This window comes from Weizmannia sp. FSL W8-0401, assembly GCF_038009125.1.
Lineage (GTDB): Bacteria > Bacillota > Bacilli > Bacillales > Bacillaceae_C > Weizmannia > Weizmannia coagulans.
The window spans coordinates 2,871,327-2,888,904 of record NZ_JBBPAG010000001.1 but is presented as its reverse complement, the minus strand read 5'-3'; the positions used below and the strand labels follow the sequence as shown (position 1 = coordinate 2,888,904).

Here is a 17,578-nt window from a genome sequence, read left to right as displayed (position 1 = left end):
CCTATGGCAAACACATACCGGGATGCTGGCGTCGACATCGAAGCAGGCTATGAAGCGGTCAAACGGATGGGAAAGCATGTGGCGCGGACAAACCGGGCGGGGGCAATCGGTGCACTCGGCGGATTTGGCGGCATGTTTGACTTATCCGCGCTCCATTACCAGAAGCCCGTGCTTGTTTCCGGAACGGACGGCGTCGGCACGAAACTGAAACTTGCCTTTTTAACAAACAAGCATGATACGATCGGCATCGATTGTGTCGCCATGTGCGTCAATGACATCATTGTCCAGGGAGCGGAACCGCTTTTTTTCCTCGATTATATCGGTTGCGGCAGCCAGAACCCGGAAACGATTGAGCAAATTGTAAAAGGCGTGGCAGAAGGGTGCGTGCAGGCAGGGTGCACACTCGTCGGCGGAGAAACGGCGGAAATGCCGGATATGTATGAAGCAGGCGAATACGATTTGGCGGGATTTGCGGTTGGCGCATGTGAAAAAGATGCGCTTGTCACGGGTAACACCGCACCCGGAGATGTTTTAATCGGCCTTGCCTCAAGTGGCATTCACAGTAACGGCTATTCGCTGATCCGGAAAATTTTTTTCAAAGACCATGCGATGACCGTTGATACGATTTTGCCGGAACTGGGCCGGCCGCTTGGGGAAGTGCTGTTAACCCCGACCAAAATTTACGTCAAACCGGTGCTTTCCGCGCTGAAAAAATTTGAGATTAAAGGAATGGCACATGTGACAGGCGGCGGTTTTTATGAAAATATTCCGCGTATGCACAGAGACGGGCTCGGTGTTGAAATCAGCCTCGGTTCATGGCCGGTCCCACCCGTTTTTTCCGCTGTGGCATCTTACGGAAACGTCAGCCGCGATGAGATGTTTCACGTTTTTAACATGGGCATCGGGTTTGTCCTCGCGGTGAAGGCGGAAGAGGCACAGGCCGCTGTTTCCTTTTTCAACCAGTCCGGGGAACAAGCTTTCATCATCGGCCATGTTACAAATACGGCGGGTGTCCGTTTTGCAGCAGGGAGCAGAGGCAATGCATAAAATGGCTGTTTTTGCATCGGGCAGCGGCACAAACTTCCAGGCGATATGTGATGCAGCCAAAAAAGGGGAACTTGATGCCGCGATTGAACTGTTGGTATGTGACCGTGAAGATGCGTATGTCATCCGCCGGGCAGCACAAGAAAACATCCCGGCGTTTGTGTTCAATCCGAAAACGTACCCAGATAAGCGGGCGTATGAGCAGGAAATTTTGGCGCAGTTACAGGAGAAACAGATTGAATGGATCATTCTGGCCGGCTATATGCGGCTGATCGGGCCGGTGCTCCTGAATCAGTATCCACGGAAAATCATCAATATCCATCCGTCGTTGCTGCCGGCTTTTCCGGGCAAAGACGCGATCGGGCAGGCGCTTGCGGCAGGCGTGAAAATAACGGGCGTGACCATTCATTATGTCGATGAAGGCATGGATACCGGGCCGATTATTGCGCAGGCGGCTGTCCCTGTGCTTGACGGGGACACATATGAAACATTAGCGGCAAGAATGCATCAGACAGAGCATGTGCTGTATCCGGATGTGCTCAAGAAGCTGGTGGAAAATCAAACCAACATGGAGGTTTTACCGGAATGAAAAGAGCTTTAATCAGTGTATCGGACAAGACAGGGGTAACGGCATTTGCACAAAGTTTAAGCGGGCTCGGCTTTGAAATTCTCTCAACCGGCGGCACGAAAAAAGCGCTGGAAGAAGCCGGCGTGCCTGTTACGGGGGTGGAAGAGGTAACAGGTTTTCCGGAAATTTTGGAAGGCAGGGTAAAAACGCTCCATCCCAACATCCACGGCGGGCTTTTGGCAAAACGGACGCCGGAACATGAACAGCAAATTGCAGCGCAAGGGATCAAACCGATTGACCTCGTCTGTGTCAACCTTTATCCGTTCCGGCAGACGATTGCAAAGGCGGATGCCACGGAAGAAGAGGCCATCGAAAATATTGATATCGGCGGGCCGTCCATGCTGCGTGCGGCCGCGAAAAATTTTGAATATGTCACCGTTGTTACGGACGCGGGGGACTACGGCAAAGTGATTGACGAAATTAAAACGCACGGCGATGTGACGAAAGATACGAAAAAAGCGCTGGCTGCAAAAGTTTTCCGCCATACAGCAGCGTATGACGCCATGATTGCCGATTATATGACAACGCTTGTTGGCGAAGAGGCCCCGGAGAATGTCACTTTTACATATGAGCTCAAGCAAACGCTCCGTTACGGGGAAAACCCGCACCAAAAAGCAAGCTTTTATATTAACCCGCTTGGTTCGCCGTTTTCGATTGCGCATGCAAGGCAGCTGCACGGCAAAGCATTATCGTACAATAATATCCGCGATGCAGATGCCGCCCTGCAGATCGTAAAAGATTTCAAGGAACCGGCAGCGGTTGCCGTAAAGCATATGAATCCGTGCGGCATCGGGGTCGGAGATTCGGCGCTTGAAGCGTATAAAAAAGCGTACGAGGCAGATTCGAAATCGATTTTCGGCGGCATCGTCGCATTCAACCGGCCTGTTGACCCGGAAACGGCCAAGCTGCTACATGAAATTTTTCTCGAAATTGTAATTGCCCCGTCGTTTGCGGACGAAGCGTTTGACATTTTGGCAAGCAAGAAAAATATCCGCCTTTTGACTGTGCCTTTTACGGAAGCGCACAAACCGGAAAAAATCATTACTTCCGTAGAAGGCGGGCTGCTGATCCAGGATCAGGACACCTATACTTTAGATGAAGCCCAAGTGAAAACTGTCACAAAACGTGAGCCGACAGAACAAGAATGGAAGGCTTTAAAACTGGCCTGGAAAGTGGTAAAACATGTGAAATCGAATGCGATTGTGGTGACGGATGCTGAAAAAACGCTCGGGATCGGCGCCGGGCAGATGAACCGCGTCGGCTCGGCGGAAATTGCGTTGGCCCAGGCCGGTGAAAAAGCAAAAGGAGCCGCGATGGCATCCGATGCATTCTTCCCGATGGACGACACCGTCGAAGCAGCTGCCAAAGCCGGCATTACTGCCATCATCCAGCCGGGTGGGTCCATCCGCGACGAAGACTCCATCAAAAAAGCCGATGAATACGGCATCACGATGGTCTTCACCGGCATCCGCCACTTTAAGCACTAACAGAAAAGCGCGGCATACGGGCTTCTTATTCGTTGGAGGACCGATGCTGCTTACCGCAGGGAAAAGGTGCAGAAGTATGCAAGCCCGGGAAGCAGAGCCGGACAAACAGAAAAGCGGAGGCGACTGTCCTGCCCGGCAGTCCCCGGGTTCTATTGTATCCGATCATAAAATTAGTCGGAAGACCTTACAAAATGATGGACAAAGAGAGGAGGCCACGTTAAAATGAAAGTACTTGTAATTGGGAGCGGTGGCCGCGAGCATGCCATCTGCAAAAAATTATCGGAAAGCCCCCGCGTTGGCAAAATTTATTGCGCACCGGGAAACGGTGGCATCGCCCAAATCGCTGAAACCGTTCCGATCCGCGAAACGGACACGGCTTCTCTGCTCGCTTTTGCAAAAGACAAAGGCATTGAACTGACGGTTGTCGGCCCGGAAGCCCCTTTAAGCGCGGGGATTGTCGACGAATTTCAGAATGCCGGCCTGAAAATATTCGGGCCGTCAAAGCAGGCGGCGCGGATTGAAAGCAGCAAAGCATTCGCAAAAGAACTGATGCAAAAATACGGCATTCCGACTGCGGATTACCGCGTTTTTTCCGACTATGCGGAGGCGGAAAAATATATCGTGGAAAAAGGCGCCCCGATCGTCATTAAAGCAGACGGCCTCGCAGCCGGAAAAGGCGTGACTGTTGCGATGACACCGGGAGAAGCAAAGGAAGCGCTCCGTGCCGCTCTGATCGGGAAGAAATTCGGGGAAGCCTCAAACCAGGTGGTTGTAGAAGAATTTTTGGAAGGGGAAGAATTTTCCCTGATGGCGTTTGTCCGGGGAGAGGAAGTGTATCCCATGGTGATTGCGCGCGACCATAAGCGTGCATATGATGGCGACAGCGGGCCGAATACAGGCGGAATGGGCGCCTACTCCCCGGTTCCGCAAATCCCGGATGAAGAAGTGAAAAAGGCAGTAGAACATATTTTGCGCCCGGCAGCCAGAGCGTTGAAAGAGGAAGGCTGCCCGTTTACCGGGGTTTTGTATGCCGGCTTGATGCTGACGGAAAACGGTGTGAAAGTGATTGAATTCAACGCCCGTTTCGGCGACCCGGAAACGGAGGTTGTGCTCGAAAGGCTTGAATCGGACCTTGCGGAAATTTTTCTGGATCTGTTGGACGGAAAAAGCCCTTGCATCAAGTGGCGCAAGGAAGCTGTATTGGGAGTTGTGATTGCGGCAAACGGCTATCCGGGTGCGTACGAAAAAGGGATTCCAATTCCGCCGCTTTCAAAATTGCAGTCTTTTGTTTTCCATGCCGGCACACGCGTGGAGGGGGAAAGGCTTGTATCAAACGGCGGCAGGGTACTTTTTGTCGGAAGGAAAGCCCGTACGCTGGAAGAAGCGGGAAAAGCACTGTATCACGAATTGGAAAGGCTCCGTTTGGATGGTTTTTTCTACCGGAAGGATATCGGCAAAAGAAACCAGGCTTAGTCCTTGAGGCAAAAGGCCGGAAAATCTCCGGCCTTTTGCCCGGTAGCTTTTTGCACAGGTGGTAATGTTTCCCACATGCATGTTGCCTTCTGGTCTACACTTCTTCCTGGCCACCATTCATTTGCCTGTTTTGAATGAGATCCGTCACAGGGCAGTAGCGGACAATCCCTTCTCCCACTTTCATGGCACCCATGAGCGCCACACATAAATAGCTGCTGCGCCACGGTTTTTTCGATAATTTGGCTGTGGCCCATGCAAGCGAAGTAAGCCCGCACGTAATCCGGAGCAAGGCATTCAAAATTCCAATATTGGGTGTGATTTTCATGATGAACATCTCCTTTCCCATGTTTTCAAACTTCTTTACTGTTTTAATGGATAAAATATGGTAATATATGAATATATTAGGGTCTCCCTAGGGAGGAATGAGACAATGCTTGACCAACGTTACCGATGGAAAAACAAACAAATCAGGGAACATGTGGCTGTGCTGGACGGCAAGCTGCCGCCAGACATGGTTTTAACAAATGCCCGGTTTCTTCATTCGACATTAAGAAAATGGGTGACGGGCAATATTTGGATTTATCAGGACCGGATTGTATACACCGGGGAAAAGCTGCCTGAAAAGACATCCGGATGCGAAATCACCGATTGCTCGGGGCAGTGGCTTGTGCCCGGGTATATTGAACCGCATGTCCATCCTTTTCAACTTTATAATCCCCAAACCTTTGCCCATTATGCAGCGCAAAAAGGAACAACAACATTGATCAACGATAACCTCATGCTCGTTTTATTATCAGACAAAAAGAAAGCGTTTTCCATGATGCAAAAGCTCCGCCATTCGCCGGTTACGATGTATTGGTGGGCACGGTTCGACGGGCAGACGGAGCTTGTGGATGAAGAAATGGTTTTTTCTCACGAGTGTGTAAAGTCGTGGCTCGAGCATGATGCTGTCCTGCAGGGAGGGGAATTGACCGGCTGGCCGAAACTGGCGGACGGCGACGACTTAATGCTCCATTGGATTCAGGAAGCCAAGCGGATGCGGAAAAAAATTGAAGGCCATTTCCCGGGTGCATCCGAGAAAACATTGGCAAAAATGATGCTGTTTGGGGCAGACTGTGACCATGAAGCGATGACGGGCAAGGAAGTGCTGAACCGGCTGATGCAGGGATACACGGTGTCTTTGCGCCATTCATCCATCCGCCCAGACCTGCCTGTGTTGCTGGATGAAATGAAAGCGCTCGGCATTGACCAGTATGATCAAATGTTTTTTACAACCGACGGCAGCTCGCCTGCTTTTTACGAAGAAGGCGTGATCGACAGGATGATTCAAATCGCGATGGAACACGGGGTGCCGCCGGTGGACGCATACTTAATGGCAAGCTACAATGTGGCGCGTTACTACAATATCCAGCATTTGCACGGCATCATTGCAACAGGCCGGGTGGCAAGCATCAATTTTTTGGAAAGCGAAACAAACCCGGTGCCTGTTTCGGTCCTGTCAAAAGGGGTATGGCTGAAAAAAGACGGCAAAGGAACCGAACCGGAAGAGCCGGTTGATTGGGCATTATACGGCCAAGGCCCGCTTGAACTTGATTGGGATCTCGGGTACGACGACCTGCAATTTTCCATGCCGTTCGGGCTGGAGATGTCCAACAGCGTCATTACAAAACCGTACTCCATTTCGTATGACGTATCGTATGAGGTGCTGCCGGACGCCTATGAGGACAATTTTCTTATGTTAATTGATAAAAAAGGAAAATGGCGGATCAACACACTGGTGAAAGGATTTGCCAAAAATCTGATGGGCCTTGCCTCTTCTTATTCATCGACAGGGGACATTCTTTGCATTGGAAAATCAAAAAGCGATATGCTGCTTGCGTTTAAACGGATGAAAGAAATGGGCGGCGGCATCGTGATTGCGGAAAATGGGAAAATCATCCAGGAAATTCCGCTCCCGGTCGGCGGGATCATGTCGGATAAAAGCATGGATGAACTGATCGGGGATATGAAAAAATTTGCCGGCATTTTAAGGGACCGCGGCTATGCATATGATGACCCGATGTATTCTTTGCTCTTTTTATGCGCGACCCATTTGCCCTATATCCGGATTACTTCCAAAGGAATGTACGATGTCATGAAGAAAACGATACTCTTTCCAACAATAATGCGTTAAAATAATAAAGTACCGGAAATTTGAAAACGGAGTGAAAAAAAGGGAGATGGTTCGTTTCTGAAAAACCTCTTTCTATACGGCAGGTTGCGATTTGCCGTTCGACGCATTTAAGAAAACGTGATTGGAGTTGCAAAAATGGGAAAGAAACGACTGATTGGCCTGATGTTCCTTCTGCTGGTGCTATCGGCATGCGGCCGCCAGCATGGTACAGGCGGAAATCGGCAGGGAACCGGAAAATCTGCGGCACACCAGTGGACAGCACCGCTGACAGGGCTCCGGACAACAAACAGGCCGGCAAAACGGGCGGTTGCCGTCATGATCAACAATCACCCGCTTGCACGCCCGCAATCGGGGCTTAGTTCAGCCGATGTTGTCTATGAAGCCCTGGCGGAAGGGGAAATCACCCGGTTTGTCGCAATTTTTGAAAGCCATATGCCGGCCAAATTCGGGCCGGTCCGGAGCGCCAGGCCGTATTTCATCAAGCTGGCAAAAGGATACGATGCTTTATACATTGCCCATGGCTACAGCCTGGGCGCGAAAAAGCTGCTTGATTCGGGCTATGTCGATGAACTGAACGGCATGCAGTATGACGGCACTTTGTTCAAACGGTCGGCAGCCAGAAAAGCGCCCCATAATTCCTATATCACTTATCAGAACATTTTAAAAGGTGCACGGAAAAAAGGCTATGTGATGAACCAGCCCCCGTCTCCCCTTTCTTTTGCCTCTGCAAAAGAAGTGAAAAACATTTCGGGCATTTCCACGGGGAAAGTCAGTATCCGTTATTCAAGCCGGGACAATTTAAATGCCGTGTACCGGTATAACGCAGAAAAAGGAAAGTATGCCCGTTACGCTGGCGGGGCGGAGACGGTGGATGCAAACAACGGCCAGCCGGTTCTCATCGACAATTTGTTCATTGTTGCTGCCAAACATAAGCTGATTGACAGCCACGGGCGCAAGGATATTGATTTAACATCCGGAGGCAAAGCGTATCTTATCCAAAAGGGAAAGCTCCGGGAAGTCGAATGGGAAAATGACAGCGGCAGGATTCTTCCGTATCAAAACGGGGAACCGGTCAAATTGGTGCCGGGCAAAACGTGGGTCAATATTGTACCCACTTTAAGCAGTGTTACCGTTACAGACTAGGAAGGGGTTCGGGCAGTCCGGCAGAGCCGTGCCGGAAAGCAATAGAGCAAAGGAGAAGAAAAACGTTTATGCAAATAGATAAATTACGCGGAAAAGCGCTGGATCAGCTGTTTGAAGCGATCTTGTCGCTTGAAACGATTGAAGAGTGCTACCGTTTTTTTGACGATTTATGCACCGTCAACGAAATCCAGGCGATGACGCAGCGCCTGGAAGTGGCGAGAATGTTGCGCAATGATAAGACGTACCATGCGATTGAGACGGAAACCGGCGCGAGCACGGCCACTATCTCCCGCGTCAAACGCTGCCTGAATTACGGCAACGATTCTTACCAGATGGTCCTCGACCGGATCGAAAAAAAACACAGGCAGGAAAACCGTGCAGAAGAAGCCCCATCAGAATAAAAAGAAAAAAGCTCTTCTTTTAAAAGAGGGGCTTTTTTGCGCAGAACAACCGCTTCCCGTGATAGAATCACGCTTGCTGGAAGGTTGCGCTTTCACTTTTCTTTTTGCCGGTGCGGCTTTTCAGGAAAGATTTTCCGGCTTTGCCGGCGGGAAAGCGCGGTGTTTCCGGGCATGGCTGTTATATTTTCCCGTTCTGATGAAAAGCTTTTTTGCCTGTACCTTCAAATGCTATAATGGGCTATGATGGATGAAGAATGGAGGATTTCCGGTTGATGTATGATGTGCGTGAATGGCGGCATGCCTTCAAATTGGATCCGAATAAAGATATTTCGGAAAAAGATTTGGAAAAAATTTGCGAGTCCGGCACAGATGCAGTGATGATTGGCGGAACGGACGGTGTCACCCTTGATAACACGTTGCAGTTAATGTCAAGGGTAAGAAGATACGCCGTGCCGTGCTGCCTCGAAGTATCGGATGCGGACGCAATCGCACCCGCTTATGACCTTTACTTGATTCCGGCGGTTTTAAACAGCAAAAATACAACTTGGATCACCGGTGCCCACCATAAAGCAGTGAAAGCATATGGGGAATGGATGAATTGGAATGAGATCGTCATGGAAGGCTACTGTATTTTAAATCCGGACTGTAAAGCCGCACAGCTTGCAGAAGCGGAAACCGGCCTCGATGACGACGACGTTCTCGCTTATGCAAGCATGGCGGAGCATATGTTCAAGTTTCCGGTTTTTTATTTGGAATACAGCGGCACTTACGGAGATCCGAAGCTTGTCGAAAAAGTGAAAACAGTACTGGAAGATACCGTTTTGTTTTACGGCGGCGGCATCCGCACTGCGGCACAGGCTGCGGAGATGGCACGGGCTGCAGATGTAGTGGTCGTCGGCAATGTGGTTTATGAAGATATACACGAGGCTGTGAAAACGGTCCGGGTTGTAAAGCAAACAGGTTTGTGATAAAATAGAACAAACATTCTCATGTGGTGGTGAAATCATGCAATTTTTAACCGACCGTATTCTGAGCGGGCTAAATCCCGAACAGAAAGAAGCGGTCAAAACAACGGAAGGGCCGCTTTTGATTCTTGCCGGGGCGGGAAGCGGTAAAACACGGGTGCTGACCCGCCGCGTTGCCTATTTAATGGTGGAAAAAGGCGTGAATCCGTATAATATTTTAGCGATTACGTTTACCAATAAGGCCGCCCGCGAAATGAAGGACAGGATTGCCGGGATCATGGGCGGTGCCGCTGAGGAAGTGTGGATATCCACTTTCCATTCGATGTGCGTGCGCATTTTGCGGAGGGATATCGACAGGATCGGCTTTAACCGCAATTTTTCCATCCTTGACGCGACCGACCAGCTATCGGTCATTAAAAACCTTTTAAAAGAAAAAAATCTGGATCCGAAAAAATTTGACCCGCGGGCGATTTTAGGGAAAATCAGCAGCGCGAAAAATGAACTGATTGATTTTGAACAGTACGCCAAACAAGCGGGCGATTTTTTTGACCAAATTGTCAGTGATGTATACGAAGCTTACCAGCAACGCCTGAGGAAAAACCAGTCGCTTGACTTTGACGATCTGATCATGATGACAATCCAATTGTTCAAGCGCGTCCCGGAAGTCCTCGAATATTACCAAAGAAAATTCCAATACATCCACGTTGATGAATATCAGGATAGTGCGACACGTTGCTAATTGAAAAGATTAGCCACCAGCGAAAGCTGGGAGAACTGATGATTCGAAGAGTCGAATGAAGGAGTAACGCCCGGAAAGGCTCTCCCTGATCCTCCGAATAGCGTCAAGATAGGTAAGGATCTTGAGGTTATAAGCTCGGTGAAGTCGGCTGAATGCTGCCGTAACAAGTCAAGTTGACGAAAGCTTTCCAGAGGTGGAAGGTGCAGCAAATAAGCCGGGGGTCTATAAAACACTCATGGTGAGAATGTTAGTGAACAACAACTAACTGACGAAAATCCGAATGTACGGTTCTAGAGGTATAGATGCTAGAAATGGCATTGTCACGGTACGTGGCGCTAGTGAGGTGGAGTAAGAATTGTCTTTATGAAACACCTTGACGTGTTACAGGCACGTCCAAGCTAGCAGGACTAGAGGATTCACCTAAAAGTGTATGTACAGATAGAATCATCGGAACGTGGGAAGCTGACAACGCGGAGGACTTACCGGCCAATGAAGCGGTGATAAGGAAAAGCGAAGGCTATAACTTATCTTTATGTCAGTGAAAGTGGTGGCACAGTACCGTTGAGGTGATGGAAACATCATGGAGGGATAGCCACTAGTCAATTTGTTAAAGCAACTACATTTATCGTCTATCAGGTTCGAGTATGACTAAGAGAAACGAAAGCTGCCAGTAACCGGGTGGTGATTAGTTGACTGATAACAACCAAAAGCTAAAGAAGAAACAAAAATTGCGTAATAATGAATACTACAATATGCAAGCAGCGTTAGATACACTTTACGCTCAAAGTAAAAATGGCTACAAATTCCGAGAGCTGTATGATCTTATCATTGATGAAAGAAATATTAAGTTGGCCTTCCGAAATATCAAAAAGAATCGCGGAAGCAAAACGAGTGGGACGAATGGTAAAACCATTCTTGATATTGGGGAAAAGGATCCTTCGTCTCTTATAAAGTATGTAAGAGCAAGGATGTCTAATTTTAAACCACATCCTGTCCGAAGGATAGAGATCCCTAAACTGGATGGGACCATGAGGCCTTTAGGTATACCAACTATTGAAGACCGCTTGATTCAACAATGTGTGAAACAAGTTCTTGAACCTATCTGTGAAGCAAAGTTTCATCCACACAGTTATGGTTTTCGTCCAAACCGGAGTGCACATCATGCATTATCAAGGGCAGTAACCTTGGTAAACAAAAACAAACTCCATTATGCCGTGGACATTGATATTAAGGGATTCTTTGACAATGTTAACCATGGCAAGCTACTGAAGCAGATATGGTCACTGGGCATTCAGGATAAGAAGGTCATTAGTATTTTATCCAAAATGCTTAAAGCGGAAATCAAGGGTGTTGGTATACCAGGAAAAGGAACGCCACAAGGCGGAATTCTTTCACCACTACTATCCAACATCGTTTTAAACGAGCTGGACTGGTGGATCAGCAGCCAATGGGAAACTTTCAAAACGAAAAAGAATTACAATCGGGAACGAATGATTGGCAAAAGGCTGGTATTAGATCAAAGTGCAAAATATCGAGCATTGAGAAAAACTGGACTGAAGGAAATGTTTATTGTCCGATATGCCGATGATTTTAAAATCTTTTGCCGTAATCATAAAGATGCATTCGCTATTTTTGAAGCCGTGAAGAAATGGCTGAAAGAAAGGTTGGGACTAGAAACCAGTCCTGAAAAATCTGGGGTAATTAATTTGCGGAAAAAGCATTCTACGTTCCTTGGGTTTAAAATGAAAGCTATCCCGAAAAAAGACAAATTTGTAGCTAAAACAAATATGAGTGATAAAGCGAAAAAGAAGGCCATTGCAAAATTACGTGGCCAAATCAAAAAGGTTGAGAACAGCCCGCGAGAGGTATCTAAGCTAAATGCAACGATTGTAGGAATCCAAAATTATTACCGGTATGCGACTCATATCACTGTTGATTTAAGTAAAATTGGCTTCTCGGTCAGAAAGATCCTGTACAACCGAACGAAAGCTATTCTAAGTCAGAAAGGTACAAAGTCAAACACATTTAAAAAATTGTATCCGAAATTTAATGGGAAAGTGATTTTTATCCATGGAGTAAATGTTTTTCCAATTGATCATATAAGAACTAAATATCCAACTAATTTTAGTCAGGATGTTTGCCCTTATACAGATTTGGGAAGACAGAAGATACATGATCAACTTAAGGGATGTAATCAGGCAATCATTCATCATCTTATGTATAATCCTTTACCTGATCAAAGCATGGAATATAATGATAATCGCATATCCCTTTACGTAGGACAACTTGGACAATGTGCAGTAACAAATGTACCATTAGAACTTGGAGATATGGAAGTTCATCACAAGATACCAAGAAATCAAGGTGGAAGTGATGAGTATAGAAACCTTATATTCATAAGGAAGGATGTTCACAAGTTGATTCACTCAACAGAAAAAGTGACCATCCAGAAATATCTCCAAAAGCTGAACTTAGACGAGAATGCCCTAGATAAAATCAACAAACTTCGTGTTTTGGTTGGAAACGATAAAATAGTAGGTATTATAACGCGATAACAAATTGATGGAACGCCGTATGAGGGGAAACTCTCACGTACGGTGTGAATGGGGGGGAAAGCTGGAGATGACTTCAAAGGCTTACCTATCCATATCCAATAAATCTCAGTATACACTTGTGAAATTGTTGGCTTCAAGATTTCAGAATTTGTGTGTTGTCGGGGATAATGACCAGTCGATTTACCGTTGGCGCGGTGCGGATATTGCCAATATCCTGTCGTTCGAAAAAGATTATCCGAACGCGAAAGTCATTTTGCTTGAGCAAAACTACCGCTCGACGAAGAAAATTTTACAGGCGGCCAATAAAGTCATCGAAAACAACGCAAACCGGAAAAAGAAAAATTTATGGACGGAAAACGATGAGGGGCAAAATCTCGTCTATTACCGGGCGGATAGCGAACAGGGGGAAGCGCAGTTTGTTGCCGGAAAAATTAAGGAACTCACTGCATCGGGCAAACGCCGGCACTCCGATATTGCGATTCTATACCGCACGAACGCCCAGTCCCGTGTCATTGAAGAAGTATTAATGAAATCGAACATTGCCTACAATATCGTTGGCGGCACCCGTTTCTACGACCGGAAAGAAATTAAAGATATTCTTGCGTATTTGCGGGTCATCGCCAATCCGGATGACGACCTCAGCCTGGCCCGGATTATCAATGTGCCGAAACGCGGTATCGGCCAGACTTCATTGGATAAAATCGTGCGATATGCGGCGGACCAGGAGGTTTCCTTATTTACTGTCCTTCAGGAAATTGATTTTATCGGCCTCAGCCCGAAAATTACCAAAGCCTGCCGGGAATTTTATGAGCTTATCAGCAATTTTACCCGGATGCAGGAATATTTATCCGTTACCGAACTGGTGGAAGAATTGCTGGACAAGTCCGGCTACAGGGATGCGCTGAAACTGGAAAAATCGCTTGAAGCCGAAAGCCGGCTCGAAAATATCGATGAATTTCTTTCGGTTGCCCAGGAATTTGAGAAAGAGAACGATGACAAAAGCCTTGTCGCCTTTTTGACGGATTTGGCGCTTGTCGCCGATATTGACCGGCTTGAAGAAGATAATGCACAAAAAGATGCTGTTGTATTAATGACATTGCACGCTGCCAAAGGGCTTGAATTTCCGGTTGTCTTCCTGATCGGCATGGAAGAGGGCATTTTCCCGCACAGCCGTTCCCTTATGGACGAAGCGGAAATGGAAGAGGAAAGGCGGCTCATGTATGTCGGCGTCACGCGGGCACAGGAGGAGCTGTACCTGACCAATGCCGAAGTGCGGACGCTTTACGGGCGCATGAATATCAATCCGGTTTCACGGTTTATCAATGAAATTCCGGAAGAATTGATCGAGGATATTCGCAAGGAGGAAAAAGACCGGCTCGATTTCCGCCAGGTTTCGCGCGGCAAAACGGAAAGAAAAGAGAAACGGCCGCCTGTTGTTCCTGCCTGGCAACAAAACGGGGCCGGCAATCTTTCCTGGCAAGTGGGCGATAAAGCCGAACATAAAAAATGGGGGATCGGCACGGTTGTCAGTGTCAAGGGAGAAGGCAAATCAGCCGAACTTGACATTGCATTCCCGAGCCCTGTCGGCATCAAACGGCTTTTAGCCGAGTTTGCGCCGATTACAAAAGTAGAATAGAATAAGTCTGGACAACGAAAGGGACACAGGCGGCAAATGCCTCTTTTGCCCTGATGGAAAGGATTGTTGCACATGGATAATCACGCGGCAGCCGCCCGGGCAGCCGAACTGCGCAAACTGCTGAACCAGTACAGTTATGAATATTATGTGCTCGACCGCCCGAGCGTCCCGGATGCGGAATACGACAGGCTTTTGCGTGAACTGCAGGAGATCGAAAATGCGCATCCGGAGTTGATCACGCCGGATTCGCCAACGCAAAGGGTCGGAGGAGAACCTTTATCCGGATTTGCCAAAGTGGTCCATGATACACCGATGCTCAGTCTGGCAAATGCCTTTAACGAAGCCGACCTTCGTGATTTCGACCGCAGAGTCCGGGAGACGGCCGGCGATCCATATGAATACGTGTGCGAACTGAAAATCGACGGGCTGGCGATTTCGCTTAAATATGAGAATGGTTTATTCGTCCAAGGGTCCACAAGAGGGGACGGGACGATCGGTGAAGACATTACGGCCAACCTCAGAACCGTCCGCTCGATACCGCTCAGGCTGAATGAACCGGTCACCATCGAGGCGCGCGGGGAATGTTTTATGCCGAAAAAGTCTTTTGAGGCATTGAACCGTATCAAAGAAGAAAACGGGGAAGAACCGTTTGCCAATCCGCGCAATGCGGCAGCCGGCTCGCTCCGCCAGCTCGATCCGAAAATTGCGGCATCCCGGAACCTTGATACATTTATGTATGCGATCGGTGATACAACCGGGCTCAATATTGCCGCCCATAGCGAAGGGCTTGCGTATTTGGAAAAGCTCGGCTTTAAGGTCAATAAAGAAACAAGGATATGCCGGGATATCGGGGAAGTGCTCGAATTTATCGCGGAATGGACGGAAAAACGGCCGGCCCTCCCGTATGAAATTGACGGCATTGTTATTAAGGTAAATGACTATGCCCAGGAAGCCGCCCTTGGCACAACGGTGAAAAGCCCGCGCTGGGCCATTGCTTACAAATTTCCTGCCGAAGAAGTAGTCACAAAACTGACCGGCATTGAAGTAAAAGTCGGCCGCACCGGGGTCGTCACGCCGACTGCGATACTGGATCCGGTAAGAGTGGCCGGAACAACCGTCCAGCGGGCCACGCTCCACAATGAAGATCTGATCCGCGAAAAAGATATCCGGATTGGGGACTATGTCATAGTAAAAAAAGCGGGCGACATCATTCCCGAAGTGGTCCGCCCGATTCCCGAACGGAGAACCGGCGAGGAGCGGGCATTTTCCATGCCGTCCCACTGCCCGGACTGCGGCAGCGAGCTTGTCCGGCTCGAAGATGAAGTGGCGCTCCGCTGCATTAACCCGAACTGCCCGGCGCAGATCCGCGAAGGGCTGATCCATTTCGTATCAAGGAATGCGATGAATATTGAAGGGCTGGGGGAAAAGGTCATCAGCCAGCTGTTCGCGCATGAATTGATCCACAATGTCGCGGATATTTACCGGCTGAAAAAAGAAGAACTGCTGCAATTGGAAAGAATGGGGGAAAAATCGGTTTCCAATTTGCTTGCCGCAATTGAAGCCTCAAAAAAGAATTCGCTGGAAAAATTGCTATTCGGCCTCGGCATCCGCCATGTCGGCGCCAAAGCTGCGAAAATTTTAGCAGAGCATTTCGAAACAATGGAACGGCTGTCTGAAGCAACGCGTGAAGAACTGGAAGCCATACCCGATATTGGCGAAAAGATGGCGGATTCCATTGTTGCGTATTTTGAAAATGAAGAAGCGCTCGGCCTGGTCCGGGAATTGGCTGTGCTCGGGGTCAACATGGTTTATAAAGGCCCCAAACGTGCGGAAAAGCGCAATGCAGATTCGCCTTTTGCCGGAAAGACGGTCGTTTTAACCGGGAAACTGGTGAACTTGACCCGCAACGAAGCAAAAGAAAAACTGGAGGCGCTCGGGGCAAATGTGACCGGCAGCGTAAGCAAAAATACCGACCTTGTCATCGCTGGGGAAGATGCGGGCACAAAGCTGGCCAAAGCGGAACAGCTCGGCATTGAAGTATGGGATGAAGCAGCGTTTTTGGAACGGCTCAATTCATAAATGCAAGGGAAAGCGAGAAATCAAAAAGGTGGAAAGGCAGTATGAAAAAATGGTACCCCCTCATCATATCGATGGTTTTACTGGCTGGCTGTACACCGGGTTTCGGCTCGGATAACAAAGTGGTCCAGAAAAGCAACAATAAAAAAGAAACGTCCGTTGTTTCGAGTTACCAGATTTCCGACCAGTATTATAAAAATATTTACCCGTATAAAACGAGCAAATCGCGGGGGCTTGTTGTCAGCAACTTAAACACTTCGTATGATATCGAGGAATTTGAAACCGGCTTGATGCGGGTTGCGCAGAGAAATTACCCGCCGGATGACTATCTTTTTCAGGAAGGCCAGTATTTGACTTCCGACACCATTACAAAATGGCTGAACCGGAAATATACGGCAAACCAGTTGAAAAAGAAAGGCCTGAAAGAACAGGACAATGTCGGCTTGAATCCGGTGAATGATGGAAAAGGATCGGCAAAGCAGCAAAACGAGAAAAACCCGATTTATTTGGCGCAAATTCTCGAACAGGATTATTTAACAAAAGACAGCAAAGGGAACGTCAAACTGTCCGGCGTTGCCATCGGGCTTGCCCTGAACTCAGTTTATTACTATCAGACGGAAAAGTACGGTTCCACGTATGACGTCAATATTCCCCAAAAAACGTTAGACGAAAAAGGGAAGCAGATTGCATCGGAAGTCGTCCGGCGCCTGCGCAATATAAATGCATTGAAAAATGTCCCGATTACGGTCGGGCTGTACAAACAGCAGAGCAAGGATTCCGTGATTCCCGGAAACTATTTTGCTTACGCTACCGTTCCGGCAAACAGCACCTCTGCAGACGATTGGAAAAACATCAATGAAAAATATTATTTGTTCCCGTCCGACGATGCGGAAAAAGCTCATCGTGACGATGAGAAAACATTTGAGAATTTTAAAACGGACATTGAAGACTTTTTCCCGAATTATACCGGATGCATTGGCAGGGCAAGATACAGTGACGGGCAGCTTGCTGATTTAAGCATCGACATTCCGATCCAGTTTTACGGGCAGGCGGAAGTCATTGCTTTTACGCAATATGTCGCCGGCCTGGTGGTCAAAACATTCCCAGATTACGTCAATCTACAGGTGAGCATCACGGCCAACAATGAAGCAAAAGCGCTCATTGTAAGGAATTCAAAAGCAAAAGACCCAACCGTCCATATTTATAACTGAAAAAAGAGCAGATACATGAAAAATGTATCTGCTCTTTTTAGTATGTC

General features: G+C 48.1%; 12 protein-coding genes and 2 pseudogenes. 13 read left to right on the top strand and 1 reads right to left on the bottom strand.

Going from position 1 to position 17,578, the window contains the following annotated elements:
* Positions 1-3: 3 nt before the first annotated feature.
* The 4 genes from purM (at position 4) to purD (ending at position 4,632) form a co-directional block, all read left to right on the top strand.
* Complete coding sequence (gene purM / locus NSU00_RS14025; RefSeq protein WP_017550746.1) at positions 4-1,047, top strand: phosphoribosylformylglycinamidine cyclo-ligase; 1,044 nt, start codon at positions 4-6, stop codon at positions 1,045-1,047.
* Complete coding sequence (purN, locus tag NSU00_RS14020) at positions 1,040-1,633, top strand: phosphoribosylglycinamide formyltransferase (protein ID WP_340703835.1); 594 nt, start codon at positions 1,040-1,042, stop codon at positions 1,631-1,633. Before purM ends, purN begins: the two co-directional genes overlap by 8 nt.
* Positions 1,630-3,159 carry a bifunctional phosphoribosylaminoimidazolecarboxamide formyltransferase/IMP cyclohydrolase gene (gene purH / locus NSU00_RS14015; RefSeq protein ID WP_340703834.1) on the top strand — a complete coding sequence of 510 codons (1,530 nt, stop codon included), beginning with the start codon at positions 1,630-1,632 and terminating at the stop codon, positions 3,157-3,159. Before purN ends, purH begins: the two co-directional genes overlap by 4 nt.
* Before the next feature lie 222 nt (positions 3,160-3,381).
* A complete protein-coding gene (gene purD / locus NSU00_RS14010; RefSeq protein ID WP_061575013.1) occupies positions 3,382-4,632 on the top strand; it encodes a phosphoribosylamine--glycine ligase in 1,251 nt (416 codons plus the stop codon).
* Positions 4,633-4,726: 94 nt separating this feature from the next.
* Here the strand turns inward: purD and NSU00_RS14005 are convergent, their stop codons facing one another.
* Positions 4,727-4,957, bottom strand: a complete 231-nt coding sequence (locus NSU00_RS14005; protein WP_013860593.1) for a YgaP family membrane protein — start codon at positions 4,955-4,957, stop codon at positions 4,727-4,729.
* Between the two features lie 105 nt (positions 4,958-5,062).
* Between NSU00_RS14005 and NSU00_RS14000 the strand changes: the two genes are divergently transcribed.
* The 9 genes and pseudogenes from NSU00_RS14000 (at position 5,063) to NSU00_RS13960 (ending at position 17,531) form a co-directional block, all read left to right on the top strand.
* Positions 5,063-6,805, top strand: coding sequence for an adenine deaminase C-terminal domain-containing protein (locus NSU00_RS14000; RefSeq protein WP_340703833.1), 1,743 nt, complete (start codon positions 5,063-5,065; stop codon positions 6,803-6,805).
* Between the two features lie 135 nt (positions 6,806-6,940).
* Positions 6,941-7,948, top strand: a complete 1,008-nt coding sequence (locus NSU00_RS13995; protein WP_340703832.1) for a DUF3048 domain-containing protein — start codon at positions 6,941-6,943, stop codon at positions 7,946-7,948.
* 68 nt (positions 7,949-8,016) lie between these two features.
* On the top strand, positions 8,017-8,349 hold the full coding sequence (locus tag NSU00_RS13990; protein WP_265114704.1) for a YerC/YecD family TrpR-related protein: 333 nt from the start codon (positions 8,017-8,019) through the stop codon (positions 8,347-8,349).
* A gap of 272 nt (positions 8,350-8,621) precedes the next feature.
* A complete protein-coding gene (locus tag NSU00_RS13985) occupies positions 8,622-9,317 on the top strand; it encodes a heptaprenylglyceryl phosphate synthase (protein WP_029141347.1) in 696 nt (231 codons plus the stop codon).
* A 37-nt stretch (positions 9,318-9,354) separates the two neighbouring features.
* A pseudogene (locus NSU00_RS13980) lies at positions 9,355-10,038 on the top strand (UvrD-helicase domain-containing protein); the annotation flags it as partial.
* A 704-nt stretch (positions 10,039-10,742) separates the two neighbouring features.
* Positions 10,743-12,608 (top strand): group II intron reverse transcriptase/maturase, encoded by a 1,866-nt coding sequence (gene ltrA, locus NSU00_RS13975; RefSeq protein WP_340703831.1) that lies wholly within the window; start codon positions 10,743-10,745, stop codon positions 12,606-12,608.
* Positions 12,609-12,702: 94 nt separating this feature from the next.
* A pseudogene (locus NSU00_RS13970) lies at positions 12,703-14,244 on the top strand (3'-5' exonuclease); the annotation flags it as partial.
* Between the two features lie 72 nt (positions 14,245-14,316).
* Positions 14,317-16,323, top strand: a complete 2,007-nt coding sequence (gene ligA / locus NSU00_RS13965) for an NAD-dependent DNA ligase LigA (RefSeq protein WP_071452146.1) — start codon at positions 14,317-14,319, stop codon at positions 16,321-16,323.
* 41 nt (positions 16,324-16,364) lie between these two features.
* Positions 16,365-17,531: a CamS family sex pheromone protein gene (locus NSU00_RS13960; protein ID WP_029142034.1), complete on the top strand. Its 1,167-nt coding sequence runs from the start codon at positions 16,365-16,367 to the stop codon at positions 17,529-17,531.
* Positions 17,532-17,578 lie beyond the last annotated feature (47 nt).

What these genes read in the sequence shown, in the direction of transcription:
- NSU00_RS13995 (WP_340703832.1), top strand. Translation starts at nt 6,941, where the DNA reads ATGGGAAAGAAACGACTGATTGGCCTGATGTTCCTTCTGCTGGTGCTA.
- ligA (WP_071452146.1), top strand. Translation starts at nt 14,317, where the DNA reads ATGGATAATCACGCGGCAGCCGCCCGGGCAGCCGAACTGCGCAAACTG.
- purD (WP_061575013.1), top strand. Translation starts at nt 3,382, where the DNA reads ATGAAAGTACTTGTAATTGGGAGCGGTGGCCGCGAGCATGCCATCTGC.
- NSU00_RS13985 (WP_029141347.1), top strand. Translation starts at nt 8,622, where the DNA reads ATGTATGATGTGCGTGAATGGCGGCATGCCTTCAAATTGGATCCGAAT.
- purN (WP_340703835.1), top strand. Translation starts at nt 1,040, where the DNA reads ATGCATAAAATGGCTGTTTTTGCATCGGGCAGCGGCACAAACTTCCAG.
- purM (WP_017550746.1), top strand. Translation starts at nt 4, where the DNA reads ATGGCAAACACATACCGGGATGCTGGCGTCGACATCGAAGCAGGCTAT.
- NSU00_RS14000 (WP_340703833.1), top strand. Translation starts at nt 5,063, where the DNA reads ATGCTTGACCAACGTTACCGATGGAAAAACAAACAAATCAGGGAACAT.
- NSU00_RS13990 (WP_265114704.1), top strand. Translation starts at nt 8,017, where the DNA reads ATGCAAATAGATAAATTACGCGGAAAAGCGCTGGATCAGCTGTTTGAA.
- NSU00_RS13960 (WP_029142034.1), top strand. Translation starts at nt 16,365, where the DNA reads ATGAAAAAATGGTACCCCCTCATCATATCGATGGTTTTACTGGCTGGC.
- NSU00_RS14005 (WP_013860593.1), bottom strand. Translation starts at nt 4,957, where the DNA reads ATGAAAATCACACCCAATATTGGAATTTTGAATGCCTTGCTCCGGATT.
- purH (WP_340703834.1), top strand. Translation starts at nt 1,630, where the DNA reads ATGAAAAGAGCTTTAATCAGTGTATCGGACAAGACAGGGGTAACGGCA.